Source organism: Citrobacter sp. Ca225 (assembly GCF_030337175.1).
Taxonomy (GTDB): domain Bacteria; phylum Pseudomonadota; class Gammaproteobacteria; order Enterobacterales; family Enterobacteriaceae; genus Citrobacter_A; species Citrobacter_A amalonaticus.
This window is the reverse complement of the sequence record NZ_JAOWCD010000099.1, coordinates 306,295-327,747: the sequence shown is the minus strand read 5'-3', so window position 1 is coordinate 327,747 and position 21,453 is coordinate 306,295. Positions and strand designations below refer to the sequence as shown.

The following is a 21,453-nucleotide window of genomic DNA, read 5'->3' as shown; positions in this document are numbered from 1 at the left end:
CATCCGGCAAGGGTTCTGAATCAGCCTCCCGTTACTGCGGAAGAGGTACCCGGCACCATCACTTCGGTCGCAATGATAACGATCAACAGCCCGACCATGACCGGTACGGAGGTGCGTTTTACCACTTCAAAAGGCGAGATTTTTGCCATCCCGGCTACCGCCACGACCACGCCGGAGACCGGGGAGATCGTACGGCCCAGGTTGGATGCCTGTAGCATCGGAATCGACAGATACGCCGGGTTGATACCCGATGATTGTGCCAGCTTAGGAATCATTTCCACGAAAGCGTAGAACGGCGCGTTACCGGAACCGGTGGTCATCGCTGCCAGCATGGTCAGAATCACCAGTACCAGCATCAAAATGATGCTCGCTGAGCCAAACGAAGTGGCGATGGAGATCAGGCTCTGGATGAAGCCAATCGTGCTCAGACCCTGTGCGAAAACACCCGCCGCAACTAACAGCATCACCACGTTCGCAAACGCATCGGCCATACCGCGATACGCCACTTCCAGACCTGAATACACTTTCTGGGTGTTGAAACCCCGGACGAACTCCAGCACTGCCGCAATAAGCATACAGAGCACCAGAATCGTAATGATGTGCAATTGCGGTCCCCACTTACCATCAAAAATCAGCACTCCGATAATCGGCGTAAATGGCAGAATGGCGTAGAACGCCGGCGCCGAAGTGGTGATTTCATTCACGTCCAGCATTTCGTGGGCCGCGTTTTCTTTTTTATCCAGATAACGTTGCCAGAAATAGTGGGCTATCGCCATCCCGATGATTGCCGCAATGGAGATCGGCAGTGTGGTTTTAAAGGCAAAATCGATCAGTGGCATTTCGGCTGCTTTAGCAGCCAGCACGACGTCACCGGAGGTAGGGGAAAGGATAATTGCGGCAGGCGAGGCGCAAATGGCCGCCGCGGCACCGCGGCTGATTCCTACGTTGACCATGATCGGGAAAAGCGTCGCCATCAACAATACGCCGAGTCCGGTAGCGGATGACACTGCCAGGGACATCAGACAGGCAACAAAATAGGCGGCAATCATCAACAAATAAGGTGAATTGATGTACTGCAAAGGCTTCGACGCCAGTTTCACGACCATATCGTTCGCGCCGATGTGGGTCATATAAGCGGCAAATCCGCAGAGCATCATGATCATCATGCCAAGGTCGCCACCACGGCTCATCAGCAGGATCTTGATGTATTCAACGATATCCGTCGCGGAATAACCCGTCGTGGTCTCGCTGGAAGGCAGCACTTTATGGCCCATCAGGGCGCTGATAATCAGCAGCACCAGACCGCCAACAAAGAGCACGCCGGTTGCCGAATACCCTTTAATGATGTAGCGCGCTACACCCACAATAACCACAACTCCAATAAGGAGTTCGATAAATGTCAACATTGTTTCCCCTGTCGCGTAGACACCCAGAAGTGAAATTAAGATAATACCAATAAGTTGGTGTAAAAATGTGCCGAATAAGTGTTTGCTACTTGCTGATTAAAATCAATAAACAGAACGATTAACCGTCGGTCGGCGGCTATTTTTTTTCGTTGCCGTGATGAAGGTGAAATATTTAATTTTCCAGTCTCCAGGAAAATTCCTTATTGTTTCATTTTTGTTTTGTTTATGCAGCGCTGCTGTTAATGAGTGGCGGCGAAAGAGTGCTTTCAACGTAAGAGAGTGAAAAGCATACAATATCTGACTGATAATTCAGCGATAAATAATACTGCAAAAGATAGGGTTTAATTGCAGCATTCAAAATCTTAGAACAATCTGATTCAGGTCAGCATTGCCGCTGTTAAGGTTTCATTCAAGTTATTTTTGGTATAATCAAGACTGAACTTAAGAATGGTAATAAACGTTGTGAGTACAGCTAAAAAATATTTTCTTCTTTTTTCATTTCTTTTTATTCAGTTAGCGATGCTGCCGCGTGCAGTGGCAGAAGAAAAAGGGTGGTTTAATACCTTTACAGACAATGTTGCCGAAACCTGGCAGCAACCTGAGCACTATGATTTATATATTCCCGCGATAACCTGGCATGCGCGTTTTGCCTATGACAAAGAAAAAACCGATCGTTATAACGAGCGTCCGTGGGGCGGTGGTTTTGGCCAGTCGCGCTGGGATGAAAAGGGAAACTGGCACGGCCTTTATATCATGGCTTTCAAAGATTCATGGAATAAATGGGAGCCGATCGGTGGTTATGGCTGGGAGAGCACCTGGCGACCTCTGCCGGATGACAATTTCCACCTGGGGTTAGGTTTTACCGCCGGTGTGACGGCGCGTGATAACTGGAACTACATTCCTCTTCCTGTCCTGCTGCCGCTGGCTTCCATCGGTTACGGTCCGGCAACGTTTCAGATGACCTATATCCCCGGTACTTATAACAACGGTAACGTATACTTTGCGTGGATGCGTTTTCAGTTCTGAACCAATTAATGGCAATAAATTTCATATAAAACAAAGTGATATAAGCTTATATCAAAAAATAACGCGACATTTATCACTTTTTGCCAAAGTTCGACTGGACAAAGTGAACCACAATTGGTGTACTGGTACCCGACACAGCATTTGTGTCTATTTTTCATGTAAAGGTAATTTTGATGTCTAAGATTAAAGGTAACGTTAAGTGGTTTAATGAGTCCAAAGGATTCGGTTTCATTACTCCGGAAGATGGCAGCAAAGACGTGTTCGTACACTTCTCTGCAATCCAGACCAATGGTTTTAAAACTCTGGCTGAAGGTCAGCGTGTAGAGTTCGAAATCACTAACGGTGCCAAAGGCCCTTCTGCTGCAAACGTAACTGCTCTGTAAGCTTACGTCAGCAAGATTTCAAAACCCGCTTATTAGCGGGTTTTTTTTGGTCTTTAGTGCGCGCTGGAGGCGGAAAATAGCCAGAATGCTAACGCCGTCATCGCAAATGATCCCAACAGGTTGACTAACACATTTAGCATTGCCCAGCCCACCCGACCTTCCTGCAGCAAAAAGACCACTTCCGCCGAAAAGGTAGAGAAGGTTGTCAGGCCGCCACAAAAGCCGGTTGTGATCAAGACTTTCCATACTGGATCGATATTAGTCATTCGACTAAACCATGCCAGTCCCACACCAATGATGAATGCACCCAGTAAATTTGCGGTCAGGGTTCCTATCGGAATCGCCTGATGCATGGGGTTAAACCGCATACTGAGCATCCATCTCGCTACACTTCCTGTGCCACCGCCAATAAAAACCGCTAAAAGAAGTTGTAACACTGCATAATCCTGCTTTTGGTTGGTATATAAGATAAGTGTAACGCTGAATAATCATCGTTGGCGAGCCTGATAAACCTGACCGGAGGAATTATGCTAGTTGCTGCAGGGCAATTTGCCGTCAGTCCTGTGTGGGAAAAAAACGCAGAAACCTGCGTCATGCTCATGTCGCAGGCGGCGGGAAACGGCGCGTCATTGCTGGTTCTGCCTGAGGCATTACTGGCGCGAGACGATACGGATCCCGACCTGTCGGTGAAATCCGCCCAGTCTCTCGAGGGGGATTTCCTGAAACAACTGTTGCGGGAAAGCGCGTCGAATACGATGACCACTATTCTCACTGTTCACGTTCCTTCGCGTCCCGGTCGTGCGGTAAACACGCTGGTGGCGCTGCGTGGGGGGAAAATTGTGGCAAGCTACGCCAAGCTACACCTCTATGATGCTTTCTCCATTCAGGAGTCCCGCAATGTTGATGCGGGTAACGTAATCGCACCGCTGCTTGACGTGGATGGACTCAGAGTGGGGCTGATGACCTGCTACGATCTGCGTTTTCCTGAACTGTCGATGGCGCTTGCGTTGCAGGGCGCTGAAGTGCTGGTGCTACCGGCGGCATGGGTCAGAGGGGCGCTGAAGGAACATCACTGGTCGACACTACTGGCTGCCCGCGCGCTCGATACCACCTGCTATATGATTGCCGCAGGGGAGTGTGGTAACAAAAATATCGGGCAGAGTCGTATTATCGATCCCCTTGGTGTGACGATTGCGGCTGCAGCAGACGTCCCGACGCTTATCATGGCGGAGATCACCGCTGAGCGAATTCGCCAGGTACGGACGCAATTACCGGTATTACGCAACCGCAGATTTGTGCCACCGCAATTATCATGACGTTTTTTTAAACACTGCTTGATTCACCTTGTTACAGATTGCTATTGTGTGCGCGCGTCAAATGACCGTTAATATTCTCAGGTTACTAAGGGCGCGCTACGCTGCCTGTTTTAAGTTAAGAAGGTATCTATGGGTGAGATTAGTATTACCAAACTGCTGGTGGTGGCCGCACTGGTCGTTCTGCTGTTTGGTACCAAGAAGTTACGTACACTGGGTGGAGACCTGGGCACGGCGATTAAGGGGTTCAAAAAAGCGATGAATGATGAAGATGCGGGCGCGAAAAAAGACGCAGACGGCAGCATTCAGGCTGAGAAACTCTCTCATAAAGAGTAATACCCGGAGCTAAATGCCTGTCCGTTTTACCCTGATGAGAAAAAACCCGCGATTAAGCGGGTTTTTTATAGGCGAAATGTAAGTATTTATTTCGAAATTACTTCACTTCCATCCCTTTCGCCTGCAGGTCAGCATGGTAAGACGAACGGACGAACGGTCCGCAGGCCGCATGGGTAAAGCCCATCGCCATGGCTTCCGCTTTCATCTCTTCAAATTCGTCCGGGCTGACATAGCGCTGAACGGGCAGGTGGTGACGGCTCGGCTGCAGATACTGTCCCAGCGTCAGCATAGTCACGCCGTGACGACGCAGATCGCGCATCACTTCAATGATTTCCGCATTCGTCTCACCGAGACCCACCATCAGACCGGATTTGGTCGGGATCTCCGGATGCGCTTCTTTAAAGCGTTCCAGTAATTTGAGCGACCAGTTGTAGTCAGCGCCCGGGCGAACCTGACGATAAATGCGCGGCACGTTCTCAAGGTTATGGTTGAAAACGTCCGGCGGAGTGGCGGTCAGAATCTCCAGGGCACGATCCATACGACCGCGGAAGTCGGGGACCAGCGTTTCAATCTTAATCGTAGGACTTTTCTCACGAATAGCGGTAATGCAATCGGCAAAGTGCTGAGCGCCACCGTCACGCAGGTCATCACGGTCAACTGAGGTGATAACGACATAGCGCAGGGCCATGTCGGCAATCGTTTGTGCCAGCTTAACCGGTTCGTTGGCGTCCGGCGCCACAGGGCGGCCGTGGGCCACATCACAGAACGGGCAGCGACGGGTACAAATAGCGCCGAGGATCATAAACGTGGCGGTACCGTGGTTGAAACACTCCGCCAGGTTTGGGCAAGAGGCTTCTTCACAAACAGAATGCAGGCCATTCTTACGCATTGCTGCTTTGATGCCCTGGATACGAGTGGAGTCCGCTGGAAGCTTAATTTTCATCCATTCCGGCTTGCGCAGCAGGGCTTCGCGCTCTGTTGCCACATTTTTGACCGGGATAAGGGCCATCTTATCGGCATCGCGGTATTTAACACCGCGTTCCATCACAATGGGTTTACTCATAGCGTGCGTGTTCCAGTTGCGAATAACGAGGGAAAGCGTTTTGATTCAAGGGAATGTTGTATTTATCAACTATTTTTGAATTCACTACACGCAGTATATCATTTAAACGGGCCTGAAAGCAGCCTGAGTGACCGGCAAAATGTAAAATAGTTGTTGTTTTGTGCCATTTGCCTGGCATCAGTTTTGACCGGGTCGCAACATTTCTTTTTCAGAAGGCGTCGCGGATCACTGCGATGACGTTCTCCAGTACCGGATCGCGTAAGCTCAGCTTGTTGTAGTGCAGTGAGAAGTCGATTTTCTCATGGTTCAGGGGTGGATGGGGGATCCGCTGAAGCGGCCAGCAGTGGCTGAACAGCGTGAAGAAGCGCGCGGGCATAATACCCACCAGATCGCTGTGAGCAATGAGTGATGCCAGCGTGAAAATATTGTAGCTGCTAAAGCTGATTTGCCGATCGGGGAACAATTCCTGGATACGTTGGCGCAGGAGCGTGAAGCTTTGTCCTTCGATCATCAGCAGACTATGTTCAGCGTCATCGAGGGCTTCAGGGGTCAGGGTACGCGTCAGGGAAGGGTGATTCTGGCGGCAGACCAGTTCGATTTTGTCAGAAAACAGAACATGGTTCTCTACTGCGCGGTTGCTGTAGATGTGGTTATCAATAATCAAATCACTCTGAAACTGACTGAGTTGCGTTTCGGCATCATGGACGGGAATGTTACGCAGATGCAGTTGTGGATGGCTCGTTTTGATGGCGTGATAAATTGTCGGCATGACCAGCGCGCCGATAGACGGAGTGGTCCCGATAGTTATCGTCCGTTGTTTATCGTAGCTGCCGGTGAGATCCAGCGCGCCGAGAATGGATTCCAGCCCCTGGCTGATATACTCATGCAGATGGGTGGCATAAGTCGTGGGCGTCACGCCCTGGCCTTTTCGAATAAACAGGGGATCGGGAAATATTGTGCGCAGTTTCTGAATGGACTGGCTGATCGCTGAAGGAGTCAGATTGAGAACTTTCGCGGCGTTGACGATTCCTTTATGAACATAAACGGCTTCAAAAATAGTCAGCAGGTTCAGGTCTATATTTCTCAGCGTTCTGAAAATTTGCGGCTTATCTTCGGGTCGGTGTTCGTAGAAATGTCCTTTCGGCTTACTATTTTCACTCACGTTCTAACTCCAATTTAATTCACTTTATAAATAATAGTGATGCTTGTATTTGTTGTAGGCATGCGTTTTGCACCACTATTGTTCATCTCGCGGTATCGATAACCTTTTTTATAGCAATGGATTGAAGGTTTAACGTTCGTATAAAGAAAAATCCTACGTCGTTTTTTATGACGGAGAAAACTCGTTAAAAATTCAAACTAAGACAAACAGAAAATATAGAAACCAGGAGACATTGTAAAGCATTTGAGCCGGAAGGGTGACAATGGCCCCCGATTTTTTGGGCCATTGCATTCAATAAGTTAAGCGGAAATATATTCGTAAGGGGGATTATTTAGCAGTGCTAAAATATTGGCTAATAATCGTGGTTGGATATTATCTGTCGTGACCTGGCTATCCCATTGAGATATTTTTGCCATTTCCATGCCGGCATAACCGCAGGGATTAATTCGTAAGAAAGGCGAGAGATCCATATTAACGTTTAATGCCAGTCCATGGAATGAGCAACCGCGACGAATACGCAAACCGAGGGAACATATTTTCTTTTCACCAACATAAACGCCAGGGGCATCTGCACGCGGGTGAGCGTCAATATCCAGTTCAGCCAGAGTATTCACGACAGTCTGTTCCAGCAACGTGACCAATTCCCGCACGCCCAGTTTACGTCGCTTCAGGTTCAACAAAACGTACATAACCTGTTGACCTGGCCCATGGTAAGTGACCTGCCCACCGCGATCGCTTTGAATGACCGGAATATCGCCGGGCATTAAAACATGTTCCGCTTTCCCTGCCTGACCCTGGGTGAAAACCGGATAGTGCTCAACCAGCCAGATTTCATCGGGAGTCTGTTCATCGCGGGTGTTGGTAAAGTCGTGCATGGCCTGGGAGACGGGTTCGTAGGGTTGAAGACCGAGCTGGCGGACCAGTATTTTATCCTGAGACAAAACAGCATCTCCGTAGAGAAGTAATCAATGGGGGAGGGAAGTATATCACAGTGAAGAGGAGGCGAGGTGGGCGCCCGAACATGGTCGGGGCCCGAACCTGTATTACAGAACCATACGGACGATTTCGATGTTACCGAGTTCTTCGTACAGCGTTTCAACCTGCTCAATATGGGTCGCGTTGATGGTAATCGAGACCGAGTGGTAATTGCCTTTGCTGCTGGGTTTTACCGTCGGAGAGTAATCACCTGGCGCATGGCGCTGTACCACTTCAACCACCTGTTCAACCAGCTCAGGTAACGCCTGCCCCATAACTTTGTAAGTAAAAGGAGTAGGGAATTCAAGCAGTTCGTTAAGTTTGGTTTTCATGTCAGCTCCGGCGTAACGTAAATAAATAACAACTCCCGCCAGAGGGCGGGAGTTTTACTGATGCTTAGTATATGGGGATGGAAATCACACTTTCAAGTGTTCAATTTTTAACCAAACCAGTGATGGAACATTAACTTAATGTAATCAATGATTTTGCTGAAGAAGTTACCTTCCGGGATTTCCTGCAGCACGACCAGAGGGCGCTGCTCAATGGTTTTACCGTCAAGCTGGAAGTTGATGGTACCGACCACCTGATTTTTCTGCAGCGGCGCATGCAGCTCCGTGCTGTTCAGTACATAGCTGGCTTTCAGGTCTTTCATACGGCCACGCGGAATGGTCAGATACACATCTTTATCAACCCCTAAGGAGGCGCGATCGGTATCACCAAACCAGGACGGTTCAGAGGCGAATTCTTTGCCTGCTTTCAGCGGGTTAACCGTTTCGAAGAAACGGAAACCCCAGGTCAGCAGTTTTTTGCTTTCCGTTTCACGTCCTTTATAGGTACGCCCGCCCATGACCGCGGAGATCAAACGCATCTGACCTTCGGTCGCCGAGGCCACCAGGTTGTAGCCTGCTTTATCGGTATGACCAGTCTTGATGCCATCTACTTTCAGGCTGTTGTCCCACAGCAAACCGTTACGGTTCAACTGACGGATGCCGTTAAAGGTGAACTCTTTCTCTTTATAGACGGAATATTCGTTAGGAACGTCGCGGATTAGCGCTTGTCCAATCAGCGCCATATCACGAGCGGAACTGTACTGACCGTCGGCATCCAGACCGTGAACCGTCTGGAAATGGGTATTTTTCAGACCCAGCGCATTCACATAGCTGTTCATCAGACCGACAAACGCATCCTGACTGCCCGCCGCAAAGTCAGCCATCGCGACGCAGGCGTCGTTACCAGACTGCAGGTTAATCCCGCGAATCAGTTGCGATACCGGAACCTGCATGCCTGGCTTCAGGAACATCAGCGATGAGCCTTTAAAGACCGGATTACCCGTGGCCCAGGCATCATTACCGATAGTGACCAGATCCGTTTCTTTAAATTTGCCCGCTTTCATTGCCTGACCGATAACGTAACTGGTCATCATTTTGGTCAGACTGGCCGGGTCGCGACGCGTATCGGCGTTTTGTTCCGCCAGCACTTTACCGGAGTTATAGTCAATGAGGATGTAAGACTCCGCGTCGATCTGCGGAACACCCGGGATCATGGTTTTGATATTCAGGTCATCGGCATGCGCGCCTGAAATAGCGGCTGTACAAAGAGCCGTGGTGAGCGCCATGCGCTGCAGGAAACGAGCGGAAAAAGTGGTCTTCATGGTCTGAACTACGACGTCCGTGATGGAATTAAAAAAAGTGCCCTACTATAGCAAATGCAATACCGGCAGGCATCTGACTTTCCGCATGACTTTGTTAACGTAGTTAACGTCATTTACAGAAACTGACACTTCAGATGCCCTTGTTACGTTACTGTGCGCCGGTAATGAAGGACTGTAATTGGGCTTCAGATTGTAAGCGCTGCTGCAGCGCACTGGCTTGTGCTTTACTGGCGAACGGCCCGAGCTGAATACGCCACACGGCGCCGTTCTGCGTGACGCGTCCAGGTACGCCAAACTGCTGGCCTAAGCGCTGTTGATATTGTTGGGCACGCCCCTGATCGCTCACCGCGCCGACCTGGACTACGTAACTGCCGCTGGCGGAAGCGGCGGCAGACGCAGCCGTCGCAGCAGGTGTTGCTGCCGGTGCACTGACTGGTGCGCTAACGGGAGCTGCAGCCGCGGGCTGTGGCGCTGGCGTCGGTTCACTGCCTTCCAGTACACCTGATGCCAGAGTCGTCGGGGCACCCAGGAACCCACTACTCTGAACCGGTGCGCCGGCATTATCTTCACTTTGCAAGGTGGAATTGCTGATGGCGCGAACGTCACCCTGAGGCTGCATCGCTTCCGGTGCGGAGGAGGCGCTGCCCATGCCGCCGCTCAGATCCGGACGTGAGGGCAGGGCATAAGTCTGTTTGGCCACGGTGGTACAGGCCATACCCGGACCAGACAATGAACCATCCTGTGCGACAATAATTGGGTCGATACGCACTTTGGTGTTATTGGAGGTGTTCAGACGGTCGGCAGCGGCACGCGACAGCGAAATCACGCGATCGTTGCCATAGGGACCTCGATCGTTAATGCGCACCACGATCATCCGTCCATTGGCGAGGTTAGTGATCCGCGCATAGCTCGGGATCGGTAACGTCGGATGCGCAGCGGTGAGCTGCATAGGATCGAACGCTTCGCCTGAGGCGGTCAGATTGCTACCGGGCTCGGCATCGTAGATCGCCGCGAACCCTGCCTGACTAAAGCGCGAGACATCCTGCACTATCTTGTAGCTCTTCCCGTCTCGCTGATAATCCTGATTAGCGCTCGGGTTGAGAGGTTCAAAACGCGGATCGGCTCCGCTGATTTCAACGACGGGCCCATTACATACCGCCGGCTGCGGCGCGACGGTGTTCTGTTGCTGACCATCATCACTCGTACATGCCGCGAGCAGCATAATTCCTGCTACGACGCAGACTCCAGGCAACTGCTTACGCATTGCGCACCCCTTACACGCTTTTCGATAACATTTTTCTGTGGGTGTGGATCGACATGACAATCCCGAACCCGGCCATCAACACGATCAGTGCTGAGCCTCCGTAACTGACCAACGGAAGCGGAACGCCTACAACAGGCAGAATCCCACTCACCATACCAATATTAACGAAGACATAAACGAATAAAATCAACATTAAGCCACCGGCCATCACGCGACCAAAGGTGGTTTGTGCGTGGGCGGCGATCCACAGGCCACGCATAATCAGCAGTATATACAGCGCCAGCAGGATCAGTATCCCAATCAGACCCAGCTCTTCCGCCAGGACAGCGAAGATAAAGTCGGTGTGGCGTTCGGGTAAAAATTCCAGTTGCGACTGGGTACCGTGTAACCATCCCTTACCGCTCAGACCGCCGGAACCAATCGCAATTTTAGACTGAATGATGTGGTAACCGGCACCCAACGGGTCGGTTTCCGGGTCGAGTAACATCATTACACGCTGACGCTGATAATCGTGCATCAGGAAGAACCACAGGATCGGAATGAACGCCGCGAGCAGCAGCACAGCGACGCCAATTAAACGCCAGCTCAGACCCGAGAGGAACAGCACGAACAGGCCGGAAAGCGCGACCAGAATCGAGGTCCCGAGGTCAGGCTGTGCCGCCACCAACAGCGTCGGCATAAAAATCAGCACCAGCGCAATGGCCGTGTTCTTCAGGGACGGCGGACAGACGTCGCGGTTGATAAAGCGTGCGACCATCAGAGGAACCGCGATTTTGGCGATTTCAGAAGGCTGAAAACGTACAATGCCGAGATCCAGCCAACGCTGCGCGCCTTTGGATATTGCCCCGAATGCATCGACCGCCACCAGCAGAATAATACAGAAAATATAGAGATACGGCGCCCAACCTTCATAGACGCGCGGCGGGATCTGGGCCATGACCACCATGATCACCAGCCCCATCGTAATCTGACCGACTTTACGCTCCATCATGCCAATGTCCTGGCCGCTGGCGCTCCAGATAACCAGTGAGCTGTAAACCAACAGCGCCAGCAAAATCAGTAACATGGTGGGATCAATATGGATTTTATCCCAGAATGTTTTTTTGTTCGGATTATCCGTCATGGTTATTGATCCTCCGCCGCTGCAACCGCCGGGTTTTCCGCTGGCAGATCGGTGTTGTTATCGCCCAACATGATGTGGTCAAGAATCTGACGCATAATGGTCCCCACCGCCGGACCCGCCCCCCCGTTTTCCAGGATGATGGCGACGGCCACCTGCGGGTTGTTATACGGTGCAAATGCGGTCATCAGTTTATGGTCACGCAGACGCTCGGCAATTTTATGCGCGTTATAGGTTTCATTGGCTTTCAGGCCAAAGACCTGTGCGGTACCGGATTTAGCGGCAATTTTATATGGCGCGCTGGCAAAATATTTATGCGCGGTCCCGTTGCCACGGTTGGCGACGCCATACATGCCGTCTTTCGCCAGTTCCCAATAACCAGAATGAATATCGCCGACCGGTGGCTCCTGCGGTTGTACCCAGGGAACCTTCTTGCCGTTTTCTGCGGTACTCATCAGCAGATGAGGCACCTTCACGACGCCGTCATTAATCAGGATCATCAGCGCCTTACTCATCTGAATCGGCGTTGCCGTCCAGTAGCCCTGACCGATGCCGACCGGAATGGTATCGCCCTGATACCAGGGTTTTTTAAAGCGTTTGAGCTTCCATTCGCGGGTAGGCATGTTGCCGGAACGCTCTTCCGCCAGGTCGATACCGGTATAGTGACCGTAACCGAATTTGCCCATCCACTCGGAGAGGCGATCGATCCCCATGTCATAGGCGACCTGATAGAAGAAGGTATCCGCCGATTCTTCCAGTGATTTAGTAATGTTCAGGTGTCCGTGACCCCATTTCTTCCAGTCACGGTAGCGTTTTTCCGAGCCGGGCAACTGCCACCAGCCAGGGTCAAACAGGCTGGTATTACGGGTGATAACGCCGGCGCTTAATGCAGACACAGCGACATACGGTTTCACCGTCGACGCAGGTGGATAAACCCCCTGCGTTGCGCGGTTGACCAGCGGCGTGTTCGGATCGTTAAGCAAACCGGAATAGTCTTTACTGGAGATACCGTCGACGAACAGGTTCGGGTCGTAACTGGGCATTGAAACCAGGGCCAGTACGCCGCCGGTGCGCGGGTCGGTGACCACCACGGCCGCGCGGCTACCGGCAAGCAGCGTCTCGATATACTGCTGCAGTTTGAGATCCAGCGTCAGGTAGATGTCGTGTCCGGCCTGTGGGGGGACTTCTTTGAGCTGACGGATGACGCGACCACGGTTGTTGACCTCGACTTCCTCGTAGCCGGTTTGACCGTGCAGCACATCTTCGTAGTAGCGCTCAATCCCCAGTTTCCCGATGTCATGCGTCGCGGCATAGTTGGCCAGTTTGCCGTCTTTATCCAGTCGCTCAACGTCTTTATCGTTAATCTTCGACACGTAGCCAATGACGTGGGTAAGTGCGGAACCGTATGGGTAGAACCGGCGCTTATACCCTTTCACTTCCACACCCGGGAAGCGGTACTGGTTCACGGCAAAACGCGCAACCTGTACTTCGGTGAGGTTGGTTTTGACGGGAATAGAGGTAAAGCGGTGGGAACGTGCGCGCTCTTTCTTGAAGGCGGCAATATCGTCATCGGTCAGGTCGACAACGCTGCGCAGGGCATCCAGCGTTTGCTGCACGTTATCAACCTTCTCGGGCATCATTTCGACCTGATAAATGGTGCGGTTCAGGGCGAGAGGAATGCCATTACGGTCATAAATAATGCCGCGGCTGGGGGCGATAGGCACCAGCTTAATCCGGTTCTCATTCGAGCGAGTCTGGTAATCGGTAAAACGGACGATCTGCAGATTATACAGATTGGCGATAAGCACGCCGGTGAGCAGTAAGATACCCAAAAAAGCGACCAGCGCCCGGCGCACAAATAGCGCGGACTCAGCCGTATAGTCGCGAAAAGAATTCTGTAATTTCATCCGCTGCTTAGTCTACTCAAGCTCAATGATCACTCACGGTGATAAGGGTGATTAGTGGTAATGCTCCACGCCCGATACAGGCTCTCTGCCACCAGCACCCGGACAAGCGGATGGGGAAGCGTGAGTGCAGAGAGCGACCAACTTTGTTCTGCCGCGGCTTTGCAGGCAGGGGATAATCCCTCCGGCCCGCCAATTAACAGGCTGACATCACGACCGTCCAGTTTCCAGCGTTCCAGTTCGGTCGCCAGTTGCGGCGTGTCCCAGGGCTTACCGGGAATATCCAGGGTGACGATGCGATTTTTGCCAGCGGCAGCCAGCATCTGCTCACCCTCTTTGTCGAGAATACGCTTGATATCCGCGTTCTTGCCGCGTTTGCCGGCCGGAATTTCGATCAGCTCAAAAGGCATGTCTTTGGGAAAACGCCGCAGGTACTCGGTAAAACCGGTTTGTACCCAGTCGGGCATTTTCGTGCCTACCGCGACAAGTTGAAGCTTCACGCATTAACTCCAGAGTTTTTCCAGCTCATACAGGCGACGGCTCTCTTCCTGCATAACGTGGACAATCACTTCACCCAGGTCAACGACGATCCAGTCGGCGACGCTCTCACCTTCCACGCCCAGCGGCAGCATTCCCGCAGCGCGAGATTCCTGCACGACGTGGTCAGCAATAGACATAACGTGACGGCTGGAAGTACCGGTACAGATGATCATGCAATCGGTGATACTGGATTTGCCCTGAACGTCTAAGGCGATGATGTCCTGACCTTTAAGGTCATCAATTTTGTCGATAACAAAATCCTGGAGTGCTTTACCCTGCAAGTTTTCCCCCTGGGTGCATGAATGAGTATTAATAAGCCTGTCAGTATACCTGAACCCACCGGCTTTTCGGGACAAATGTCACCGGGCGACTTTGGAAAGTGGGCTATCATCCCACCCCATGCAACAGAATGCATCGCCATTTTTGTAAAACAATTTCTGCAAAACGCTGAAGGGTGGGAAAAGTCTGGCAGCGGAGAATAGCAGCCTGTCCGGGGGTGTCAATGGGCGGAGCGTTGCTGGCAGTAAAAAACCGATATTTTACTCGCCGGGCGCCCATATCGCTCTGCTGTTGAGAACCCGAAGCGTGGCAAAATCGCCAGTAAAATCAATAGCACTCCAGCAGCCTTGCTCAACGCGAAAATGCCACATCGCCGCGGCGGGCATGGCAAGCAACCGGGCGATTAACAGGCTGAGAACACCCTGATGGCTGACTATCAGCACATGATCATGGTGCTGATAATCAGCAAGGATCGAAATTGCCTGCTCAACGCGCTGGGCGAAAGCCTGAAATCCTTCCCCATTGGTGGGAACGGCATTTTGCCAGTCGTTGCACCAGGCCGCGTAGTTCTCGGCATCTTCGCGGGCCAGATCCTGGTGATGACGCATCTCCCAGTCACCAAAAAACATCTCATTGAGCTCAGGCTTCACCTGTAGCGGCAGTTCACGTCCCTGAAGCACTAAGCGCGCCGTGTGCTGCGCGCGCTCCAGCTCGCTACACAGCACCTGCTTAAAGGGAACCTGGCGAAGCAATGTATTCAGCGTTTGCGCCTGCGCCACGCCGCGCCCGGTCAACGGTGTGGGGGCATGACCGCTGTACAAACCCGCCACATTAGCCTCGGTTTCACCATGACGAACTAACCAGAGTCGCATTTATCCCTCGTGATACGTATTCGCGCAAAACATGATATTCGCCCTGAATGCGCGCGCTAATTTCTCTAAAATAGCCTCTTTTGCCAGGAGCGGCACGATGTCTCTATTCCAAAGCGCCCACGGCGGTAATATCCGTGAGGCGGCTGAGTTCCTCGGGATCTCGCCCGAGAAGTTGCTGGATTTTAGCGCGAATATTAATCCATTGGGTATGCCTGAAACGGTAAAACGCGCCATTGTCGACAATTTACACCTAGCCGAGCGCTATCCTGACGTCGATTACCGCCACCTGCATCAGGCACTGGCCCGACATCATCAGGTTCCTGTCGAATGGATCCTCGCCGGAAACGGTGAGACGGAGTCGATCTTTACTCTGGTAAACGGTTTGAAACCGCGGCGAGCGATGATCGTCGCGCCGGGATTTGCCGAATACCGCCGCGCGTTGCAGTGGAGCGAATGCGTCATTGATACGTTCATGCTGCGTGAAGAGGATGGCTGGCAACTGACCGGGGCGATTCTTGATGCGTTAACGGCAGAACTGGACTGTCTGTTTTTGTGCACGCCTAACAATCCCACCGGATTACTGCCGGAGCGGGCGTTACTCGAGGCGATTGCCGGGCGCTGTCAGGCGCTAAATATTGCGCTGATTCTTGATGAAGCATTTATCGATTTTATCGCAGACGAAGCGGGATTTATTCCGCTGTTAAAGGATAACCCGCATATCTGGGTTCTGCGTTCACTGACAAAATTCTATGCCATCCCGGGACTGCGGCTGGGATATCTCCTTAACAGCGATGTGCAGGCGGTCGCGGCGATGAGGGCGCGCCAGATGCCGTGGTCGATCAACGCTTTTGCTGCACTGGCAGGGGAACAGGTGCTGGAGGATACCGCGTATCAACAGGCGACATGGCAGTGGTTGCGGGAAGAGGGCGGACGTTTTTATCAGCAGCTGTGCGCGCTGTCGGGACTAACGGTCTATCCCGGTCAGGCGAATTATCTTCTGCTGTGTTGCGAAACCGATCTCCAGCGCGCTTTGCTGACGCGACATATTCTGATCCGCAGTTGCGCCAATTACCCAGGTCTTGATGGACGCTATTTCCGCGTGGCAATACGCAGTCAGGAAGAGAACAACCGCCTGCTGGCGGCGTTAACCGAAGTACTTAGCGATACAGTCCATGCTCATTGATATAGTCCAGCACCGCGTGCGGCATCAGATCATCACACGGTTCGCCGTTTTCCAGCCGCTCGCGGATGATCGTGGCGGAAATATTGAACCACGGCGTCTCGGCGAGATAAATTTTCCCTGCCGGTAGCTGGTGCAGATCGTCCGGCGTATTCGTCAGATGTTGATCCAGCCAATGCTGATGCTGTTCCTGCGCCATTTCAAGCGGATAGCCCGGACGGCGGCAGACAATCAGATGGGTATTGTCGAGAATGGTTTCGTAGTCGTGCCAGGTCGGGAAGGTCAGCAACGAGTCCTGGCCGATGATAAACGCCAGTGGGGCATCTGGACCTTGCTCTTCACGCCAGGCCTTTAGCGTTTGCGCCGTATAGGAAGGGGTGTCGTGCTTTAGTTCGCGCTCATCAAGGATAAACAACGGCTTGTCGGCAATTGCCAGTTCAAGCATAGTTTTGCGCTGTTCACTCGTCGCCTCTGGCTGCGGGCGATGAGGGGGAACATTATTAGGCATCACGATGACCCGTGATAAACCAATCAGATTGGCCAGCGTTTCCACGGGTTTGAGGTGACCATAGTGCACCGGATCAAAGGTGCCGCCAAAGAGTGCCTGTAACGATTTCATATCAGCCATCAATAAAAACTTCAGCCAGCGCTTTGTGGCAAATCAGCAGTGAGAGCCCTTCAAGCTCCGCCCAGACCGACTGGCCATAGTCCTGCTTCAGCGTGATTTCCGTACGTGTCAGTAACTGGACCGCCTGACGTAACTGCGCCGGACTCAGTCGGTTCAGCGCGTCGCCAATCATGCCCCGACGGTTTTGCCAGACGCGATGCTTATCAAAAAGCGTGCGCAGCGGGGTATGGGCCGACTGGCGTTTCAGCGTAACTAGCAGCAACAGTTCACGTTGCAGGGTTCGCAGCAAAATAACCGGTTCGCTGCCTTCCAGACGTAACTGCTGAAGAATGTGCAGTGCGCGCTTACTTTTGCCCATGATCAGCGCATCCACCCAATGGAATGGGGTGAAGTGGGCGGCATCATTAACGGCCTGCTCGACGCGAGGCAGGGTGAGCTTACCGTCGGGCCACAACAAGGACAAACGTTCCAGCGCCTGCGCCAGCGCCAGCAGGTTACCTTCATAGCAATAGCACAACAGTTGATTTGCTGCGTCGTCCAGCTGCAAATTATTTTGTTTTGCGCGCGCCGCCACCCAGCGGGGAAGTTGCGCCTGCTCCGGCGTCTGACAACTGATCTGTACGCTTCGATCGGTCAGCGCTTTAAACCATGCGGCATTTTCCTGGGCTTTGCTGAGCTTGTTACCGCGTACGATCAGCAGCAGATCGTCATGCAGCAACTGAACCAACGTTGCCAGTTGTTCATTAATCGCGGCATTCGGACCGTTTTCGGGCAGCAGCAACAACAGCGTCTGACGGCTGGCGAACAGACTCATCGCCTGGCATTGCGAGAACAATGCGTTCCAGTCGGTATTGTTGTCGAGAGTAAACGTGTGGTGTTCGTCGAACCCCTGCGTTGCCGCAACCTGACGGATGACATCCTGGCCTTCCTGCAACAACAATGGGTCGTTTCCAAGGAGCAGATACGCCGCGCGCAACCCTTCAGAGAGTTGCGCGCGGAGTTGTTCAGGGTACAACCGAATCATCAGTTACCCAGCGTGCTGGAGACACGCGTTGAAGAGGAAGCGGAAGCCGCTTCTTTATCGTCAACGGCAACCTCTTCTTGCGATGAGAGACGATCCGCAGCATGTACGCTTGGCAGCTTACGAATTAATTGCTCCGCCGCTCTGTCGTACATTTCTTTGATGATCATATCCTGCTCGTTATCCTTCGCCAGCGCCATCTGTGGGTTGTCGAAGAACGAACGGAATACCCGGACGCTGATAGGATAAATATCGTGACCAGGAATCAATACTGACGCATTAACCGTCATAATCATCTGATATTCCGCTGTCTGCCCATTCTGGAAGACAGATGCGGTATCTTTCGAAATGCTGACCCGACCCAGACGCAGAGACGGTACGTCTTTACGCAGCGTACTCTTATCCAGCAGCTCAACGTCGTTCAGACGCAGTTGGTTACGCACCGCACGGCTTAGCGGACCGTTCGGATCCCCCGTGTCCAGAATCATGGTTTTCATGGTGTCCGGAACCTGCGTGGTATTGCGCAGGTGCCAGCCACATCCGGCGGTAGTTAACACCGCCAGAGATAACAACAATGTTGCCAGATATCGCACGCTTCCTCCCGCGCTTAGCCAACGACCAGATTGAGGAGTTTACCCGGTACGTAAATCACTTTACGCACGGTAACGCCATCAAGATATTTAGCGACCAGATGTTCCTGGCCAGCACGTTCACGAACCTGCTCTTCTGTCGCATTCACCGGAACGGTGATTTTACCGCGCACCTTGCCGTTAACCTGAACCACGACCAGCGTGGAGTCTTCGACCATTGCAGCATTGTCCGCAACTGGCCACGGCGCGTTGTCGATGTCGCCTTCGCCTTTCAGCGCCTGCCACAGCGTAAAGCAGACGTGTGGGGTGAACGGGTTAAGCATCCGGACTACCGCCAGCAGCGCTTCCTGCATCAGCGCGCGATCCTGCTCGTCATCCTGCGGGGCTTTCGCCAGCTTGTTCATCAGCTCCATCACGGCGGCAATCGCGGTGTTGAAGGTCTGACGGCGGCCGATATCATCGGTCACTTTAGCGATCGTTTTGTGTACATCGCGACGCAGCGCTTTCTGATCTTCTGTCAGCACGTCAACGTTCAGCGACGCAACATCGCCACGGGAAGTGTGTTCATACACCAGTTTCCAGACACGTTTCAGGAAGCGGTTAGCGCCTTCCACGCCGGACTCCTGCCATTCCAGCGTCATATCAGCCGGAGAGGCGAACATCATAAATAGACGCACGGTATCTGCGCCGTAACGTTCAACCATTACCTGCGGGTCGATACCGTTGTTTTTCGACTTGGACATTTTGCTCATGCCGGTATACACCAGCTCATGGCCCGCCGCGTCTTTCGCCTTCACGATACGGCCTTTCTCGTCGCGTTCAACGATCGCATCCACCGGAGAAACCCAGTTACGCTCGCCGTTTTCGCCCACATAGTAGAACGCATCCGCCAGTACCATCCCCTGACACAGCAACTGTTTCGCCGGTTCGTCAGAGTTCACCATGCCGGCATCGCGCATCAGTTTGTGGAAGAAGCGGAAGTAGAGCAGGTGCATGATGGCATGTTCGATACCGCCAATGTAAATATCTACCGGCAGCCAGTAGTTTGCTGCTTTGGAATCCAGCATCCCTTCCTGATACTGCGGACAGGTGTAGCGCGCATAGTACCAGGATGACTCCATAAAGGTGTCGAAAGTGTCAGTTTCGCGCAGTGCAGGCTGGCCATTAACGGTGGTTTTTGCCCATTCAGGATCGGCTTTGATCGGGCTGGTGATGCCGTCCATCACGACATCTTCCGGCAGGATCACCGGCAATTGATCTTCCGGCGTTGGCAGCACGGTGCCGTCTTCCAGCGTGACCATCGGGATCGGCGCACCCCAGTAACGCTGACGGGAAACGCCCCAGTCGCGCAGACGGTAGTTGATCTTACGCTCGCCCACGCCTTTGGCGGCCAGCTTATCGGCAATGGCGTTGAAGGCCGCGTCGAAGGCCAGACCGTCAAATTCGCCAGAGTTAAACAGAACGCCCTTATCGGTCATCGCCTGTTCGGAAAGATCCGGCTCTGAACCATCGGCTGCCAGGATAACCGGTTTAATGGTTAAGCCGTATTTGGTGGCAAATTCGTAGTCGCGCTGATCGTGACCCGGTACGGCCATGACCGCGCCAGTGCCGTATTCCATCAGCACAAAGTTAGCCGCCCAGACCGGGATTGCTTCGCCAGTCAGCGGGTGAACCGCCTTAAAGCCGGTATCGACGCCTTTTTTCTCCATGGTCGCCATGTCAGCTTCGGCCACTTTGGTGTTACGGCATTCGTCGATAAAGGCTGCCAGTTCAGGGTTGTTCTCTGCCGCTTTCTGCGCCAGCGGGTGACCAGCGGCAACCGCCAGATAGGTGGCGCCCATAAAGGTGTCCGGGCGGGTGGTGTAAACGGTCAGCGTGTTGTCATAATCGTTCACGTTGAAGGTGATTTCCACGCCTTCAGAACGACCAATCCAGTTGCGCTGCATCGTTTTCACGGTGTCAGGCCAGTGATCCAGTTTATCCAGATCGTTGAGCAGTTCATCGGCATAGGCGGTGATTTTAATAAACCACTGTGGGATCTCTTTACGCTCAACTTTGGTGTCGCAGCGCCAGCAGCAGCCGTCGATAACCTGTTCGTTCGCCAGTACGGTCTGATCGTTCGGGCACCAGTTGACCGCAGAGGTCTTTTTGTAGACCAGACCTTTTTTGTACAGTTCGGTGAAGAATTTCTGCTCCCAGCGATAGTATTCCGGGGTACAGGTCGCCAGCTCGCGGCTCCAGTCATAGCCAAAGCCCAGCATTTTGAGCTGGTTCTTCATGTAGGCGATATTATCGTAGGTCCACGGTGCCGGCGCGGTGTTGTTTTTTACCGCCGCGCCTTCTGCAGGCAGGCCGAATGCGTCCCAGCCGATAGGCTGCAGCACGTTTTTGCCCAGCATGCGCTGATAACGGGCGATCACGTCACCGATGGTGTAGTTACGTACGTGGCCCATGTGTAGTCGACCAGAAGGATAGGGAAGCATAGACAGGCAGTAATACTTCTCTTTGCTCTCGTCTTCGGTAACTTCAAATGTGCGCTTCTCATCCCAGTGAAGCTGTACTTTGGATTCTATCTCTTCCGGGCGGTATTGCTCTTGCATGGCAGCCAGTGGTCCTGTTTTCAATACAGCTACAAACGTAGCTTCGATGTGGTGTTTCAGATCCGCATAGCATAGCCCAAACGCCCGCGTCAAAACAGCCTTTCGCGCATTCAGGTTCGAATTCACGCCACGATAATCCT

At 52.6% G+C, this 21,453-nt stretch carries 23 protein-coding genes; 6 read left to right on the top strand and 17 right to left on the bottom strand.

The features are described 5' to 3' along the window. Positions 1 to 20: 20 nt before the first annotated feature. Positions 21 to 1,406, bottom strand: a complete 1,386-nt coding sequence (gene dcuC / locus OGW13_RS20330) for an anaerobic C4-dicarboxylate transporter DcuC (protein WP_222167823.1) — start codon at positions 1,404 to 1,406, stop codon at positions 21 to 23. 447 nt (positions 1,407 to 1,853) lie between these two features. Between dcuC and pagP the strand changes: the two genes are divergently transcribed. Together pagP and cspE are read left to right on the top strand one after the other, a co-directional pair. Continuing rightward, the gene (gene pagP, locus OGW13_RS20325; protein ID WP_043001433.1) at positions 1,854 to 2,432 is read left to right on the top strand and encodes a lipid IV(A) palmitoyltransferase PagP; all 579 of its coding nucleotides are present in this window, start codon (positions 1,854 to 1,856) and stop codon (positions 2,430 to 2,432) included. A 173-nt stretch (positions 2,433 to 2,605) separates the two neighbouring features. Further along, positions 2,606 to 2,815, top strand: a complete 210-nt coding sequence (gene cspE, locus OGW13_RS20320) for a transcription antiterminator/RNA stability regulator CspE (RefSeq protein ID WP_000034826.1) — start codon at positions 2,606 to 2,608, stop codon at positions 2,813 to 2,815. A gap of 53 nt (positions 2,816 to 2,868) precedes the next feature. Here cspE and crcB read toward each other — a convergent pair whose 3' ends face one another. Next, positions 2,869 to 3,252, bottom strand: coding sequence for a fluoride efflux transporter CrcB (gene crcB / locus OGW13_RS20315; protein WP_043001432.1), 384 nt, complete (start codon positions 3,250 to 3,252; stop codon positions 2,869 to 2,871). Positions 3,253 to 3,342: 90 nt separating this feature from the next. Between crcB and OGW13_RS20310 the strand changes: the two genes are divergently transcribed. Both OGW13_RS20310 and tatE read left to right on the top strand, forming a co-directional pair. Further along, the gene (locus tag OGW13_RS20310) at positions 3,343 to 4,131 is read left to right on the top strand and encodes a deaminated glutathione amidase (RefSeq protein WP_287116415.1); all 789 of its coding nucleotides are present in this window, start codon (positions 3,343 to 3,345) and stop codon (positions 4,129 to 4,131) included. A gap of 129 nt (positions 4,132 to 4,260) precedes the next feature. Further along, positions 4,261 to 4,464 carry a twin-arginine translocase subunit TatE gene (gene tatE / locus OGW13_RS20305; RefSeq protein ID WP_043001430.1) on the top strand — a complete coding sequence of 68 codons (204 nt, stop codon included), beginning with the start codon at positions 4,261 to 4,263 and terminating at the stop codon, positions 4,462 to 4,464. 97 nt (positions 4,465 to 4,561) lie between these two features. Here the strand turns inward: tatE and lipA are convergent, their stop codons facing one another. From lipA to rsfS, 10 genes are all read right to left on the bottom strand, one after another. Continuing rightward, complete coding sequence (gene lipA, locus OGW13_RS20300; protein ID WP_042320707.1) at positions 4,562 to 5,527, bottom strand: lipoyl synthase; 966 nt, start codon at positions 5,525 to 5,527, stop codon at positions 4,562 to 4,564. Between the two features lie 208 nt (positions 5,528 to 5,735). Next, positions 5,736 to 6,689 (bottom strand): YbeF family transcriptional regulator, encoded by a 954-nt coding sequence (locus OGW13_RS20295; protein WP_200050202.1) that lies wholly within the window; start codon positions 6,687 to 6,689, stop codon positions 5,736 to 5,738. A gap of 299 nt (positions 6,690 to 6,988) precedes the next feature. Then, positions 6,989 to 7,630 (bottom strand): lipoyl(octanoyl) transferase LipB, encoded by a 642-nt coding sequence (gene lipB, locus OGW13_RS20290; RefSeq protein ID WP_090048726.1) that lies wholly within the window; start codon positions 7,628 to 7,630, stop codon positions 6,989 to 6,991. Between the two features lie 102 nt (positions 7,631 to 7,732). Further along, positions 7,733 to 7,996: a DUF493 family protein YbeD gene (gene ybeD, locus OGW13_RS20285; RefSeq protein WP_042320704.1), complete on the bottom strand. Its 264-nt coding sequence runs from the start codon at positions 7,994 to 7,996 to the stop codon at positions 7,733 to 7,735. A 107-nt stretch (positions 7,997 to 8,103) separates the two neighbouring features. Beyond that, a complete protein-coding gene (gene dacA / locus OGW13_RS20280) occupies positions 8,104 to 9,315 on the bottom strand; it encodes a D-alanyl-D-alanine carboxypeptidase DacA (RefSeq protein ID WP_043001427.1) in 1,212 nt (403 codons plus the stop codon). 148 nt (positions 9,316 to 9,463) lie between these two features. Then, positions 9,464 to 10,579: an endolytic peptidoglycan transglycosylase RlpA gene (gene rlpA / locus OGW13_RS20275; protein ID WP_287116414.1), complete on the bottom strand. Its 1,116-nt coding sequence runs from the start codon at positions 10,577 to 10,579 to the stop codon at positions 9,464 to 9,466. A 10-nt stretch (positions 10,580 to 10,589) separates the two neighbouring features. After that, entirely contained in the window at positions 10,590 to 11,702 is a 1,113-nt protein-coding gene (gene mrdB / locus OGW13_RS20270) for a peptidoglycan glycosyltransferase MrdB (protein WP_043001425.1), read from the bottom strand. 2 nt (positions 11,703 to 11,704) lie between these two features. Then, entirely contained in the window at positions 11,705 to 13,606 is a 1,902-nt protein-coding gene (gene mrdA, locus OGW13_RS20265) for a peptidoglycan DD-transpeptidase MrdA (protein ID WP_043001424.1), read from the bottom strand. A gap of 29 nt (positions 13,607 to 13,635) precedes the next feature. Then, on the bottom strand, positions 13,636 to 14,103 hold the full coding sequence (rlmH, locus tag OGW13_RS20260) for a 23S rRNA (pseudouridine(1915)-N(3))-methyltransferase RlmH (RefSeq protein WP_003022725.1): 468 nt from the start codon (positions 14,101 to 14,103) through the stop codon (positions 13,636 to 13,638). 3 nt (positions 14,104 to 14,106) lie between these two features. Continuing rightward, a complete protein-coding gene (gene rsfS, locus OGW13_RS20255) occupies positions 14,107 to 14,424 on the bottom strand; it encodes a ribosome silencing factor (RefSeq protein ID WP_012904988.1) in 318 nt (105 codons plus the stop codon). A gap of 21 nt (positions 14,425 to 14,445) precedes the next feature. Here rsfS and OGW13_RS20250 point away from each other — a divergent pair, with 21 nt between their 5' ends. Continuing rightward, positions 14,446 to 14,625: a hypothetical protein gene (locus OGW13_RS20250; protein WP_155273612.1), complete on the top strand. Its 180-nt coding sequence runs from the start codon at positions 14,446 to 14,448 to the stop codon at positions 14,623 to 14,625. A 57-nt stretch (positions 14,626 to 14,682) separates the two neighbouring features. Here the strand turns inward: OGW13_RS20250 and OGW13_RS20245 are convergent, their stop codons facing one another. Then, entirely contained in the window at positions 14,683 to 15,294 is a 612-nt protein-coding gene (locus tag OGW13_RS20245) for an adenosylcobalamin/alpha-ribazole phosphatase (protein ID WP_044328080.1), read from the bottom strand. Between the two features lie 97 nt (positions 15,295 to 15,391). Between OGW13_RS20245 and cobD the strand changes: the two genes are divergently transcribed. After that, positions 15,392 to 16,477, top strand: a complete 1,086-nt coding sequence (cobD, locus tag OGW13_RS20240; protein WP_287116413.1) for a threonine-phosphate decarboxylase CobD — start codon at positions 15,392 to 15,394, stop codon at positions 16,475 to 16,477. On the opposite strand, the gene nadD is transcribed toward cobD, so the two are convergent. From nadD to leuS, 4 genes are read right to left on the bottom strand one after another with little or no spacing between them, the layout of a single operon-like run. Then, complete coding sequence (gene nadD, locus OGW13_RS20235) at positions 16,452 to 17,093, bottom strand: nicotinate-nucleotide adenylyltransferase (RefSeq protein WP_080343225.1); 642 nt, start codon at positions 17,091 to 17,093, stop codon at positions 16,452 to 16,454. The genes cobD and nadD overlap by 26 nt on opposite strands. Position 17,094: 1 nt before the next feature. Then, the gene (gene holA, locus OGW13_RS20230) at positions 17,095 to 18,126 is read right to left on the bottom strand and encodes a DNA polymerase III subunit delta (RefSeq protein ID WP_044328082.1); all 1,032 of its coding nucleotides are present in this window, start codon (positions 18,124 to 18,126) and stop codon (positions 17,095 to 17,097) included. Then, positions 18,126 to 18,716, bottom strand: coding sequence for an LPS assembly lipoprotein LptE (gene lptE / locus OGW13_RS20225; RefSeq protein WP_044328083.1), 591 nt, complete (start codon positions 18,714 to 18,716; stop codon positions 18,126 to 18,128). Before lptE ends, holA begins: the two co-directional genes overlap by 1 nt. 14 nt (positions 18,717 to 18,730) lie before the next feature. After that, positions 18,731 to 21,313 carry a leucine--tRNA ligase gene (gene leuS / locus OGW13_RS20220; RefSeq protein WP_082366166.1) on the bottom strand — a complete coding sequence of 861 codons (2,583 nt, stop codon included), beginning with the start codon at positions 21,311 to 21,313 and terminating at the stop codon, positions 18,731 to 18,733. Between the last annotated feature and the right edge of the window lie 140 nt (positions 21,314 to 21,453).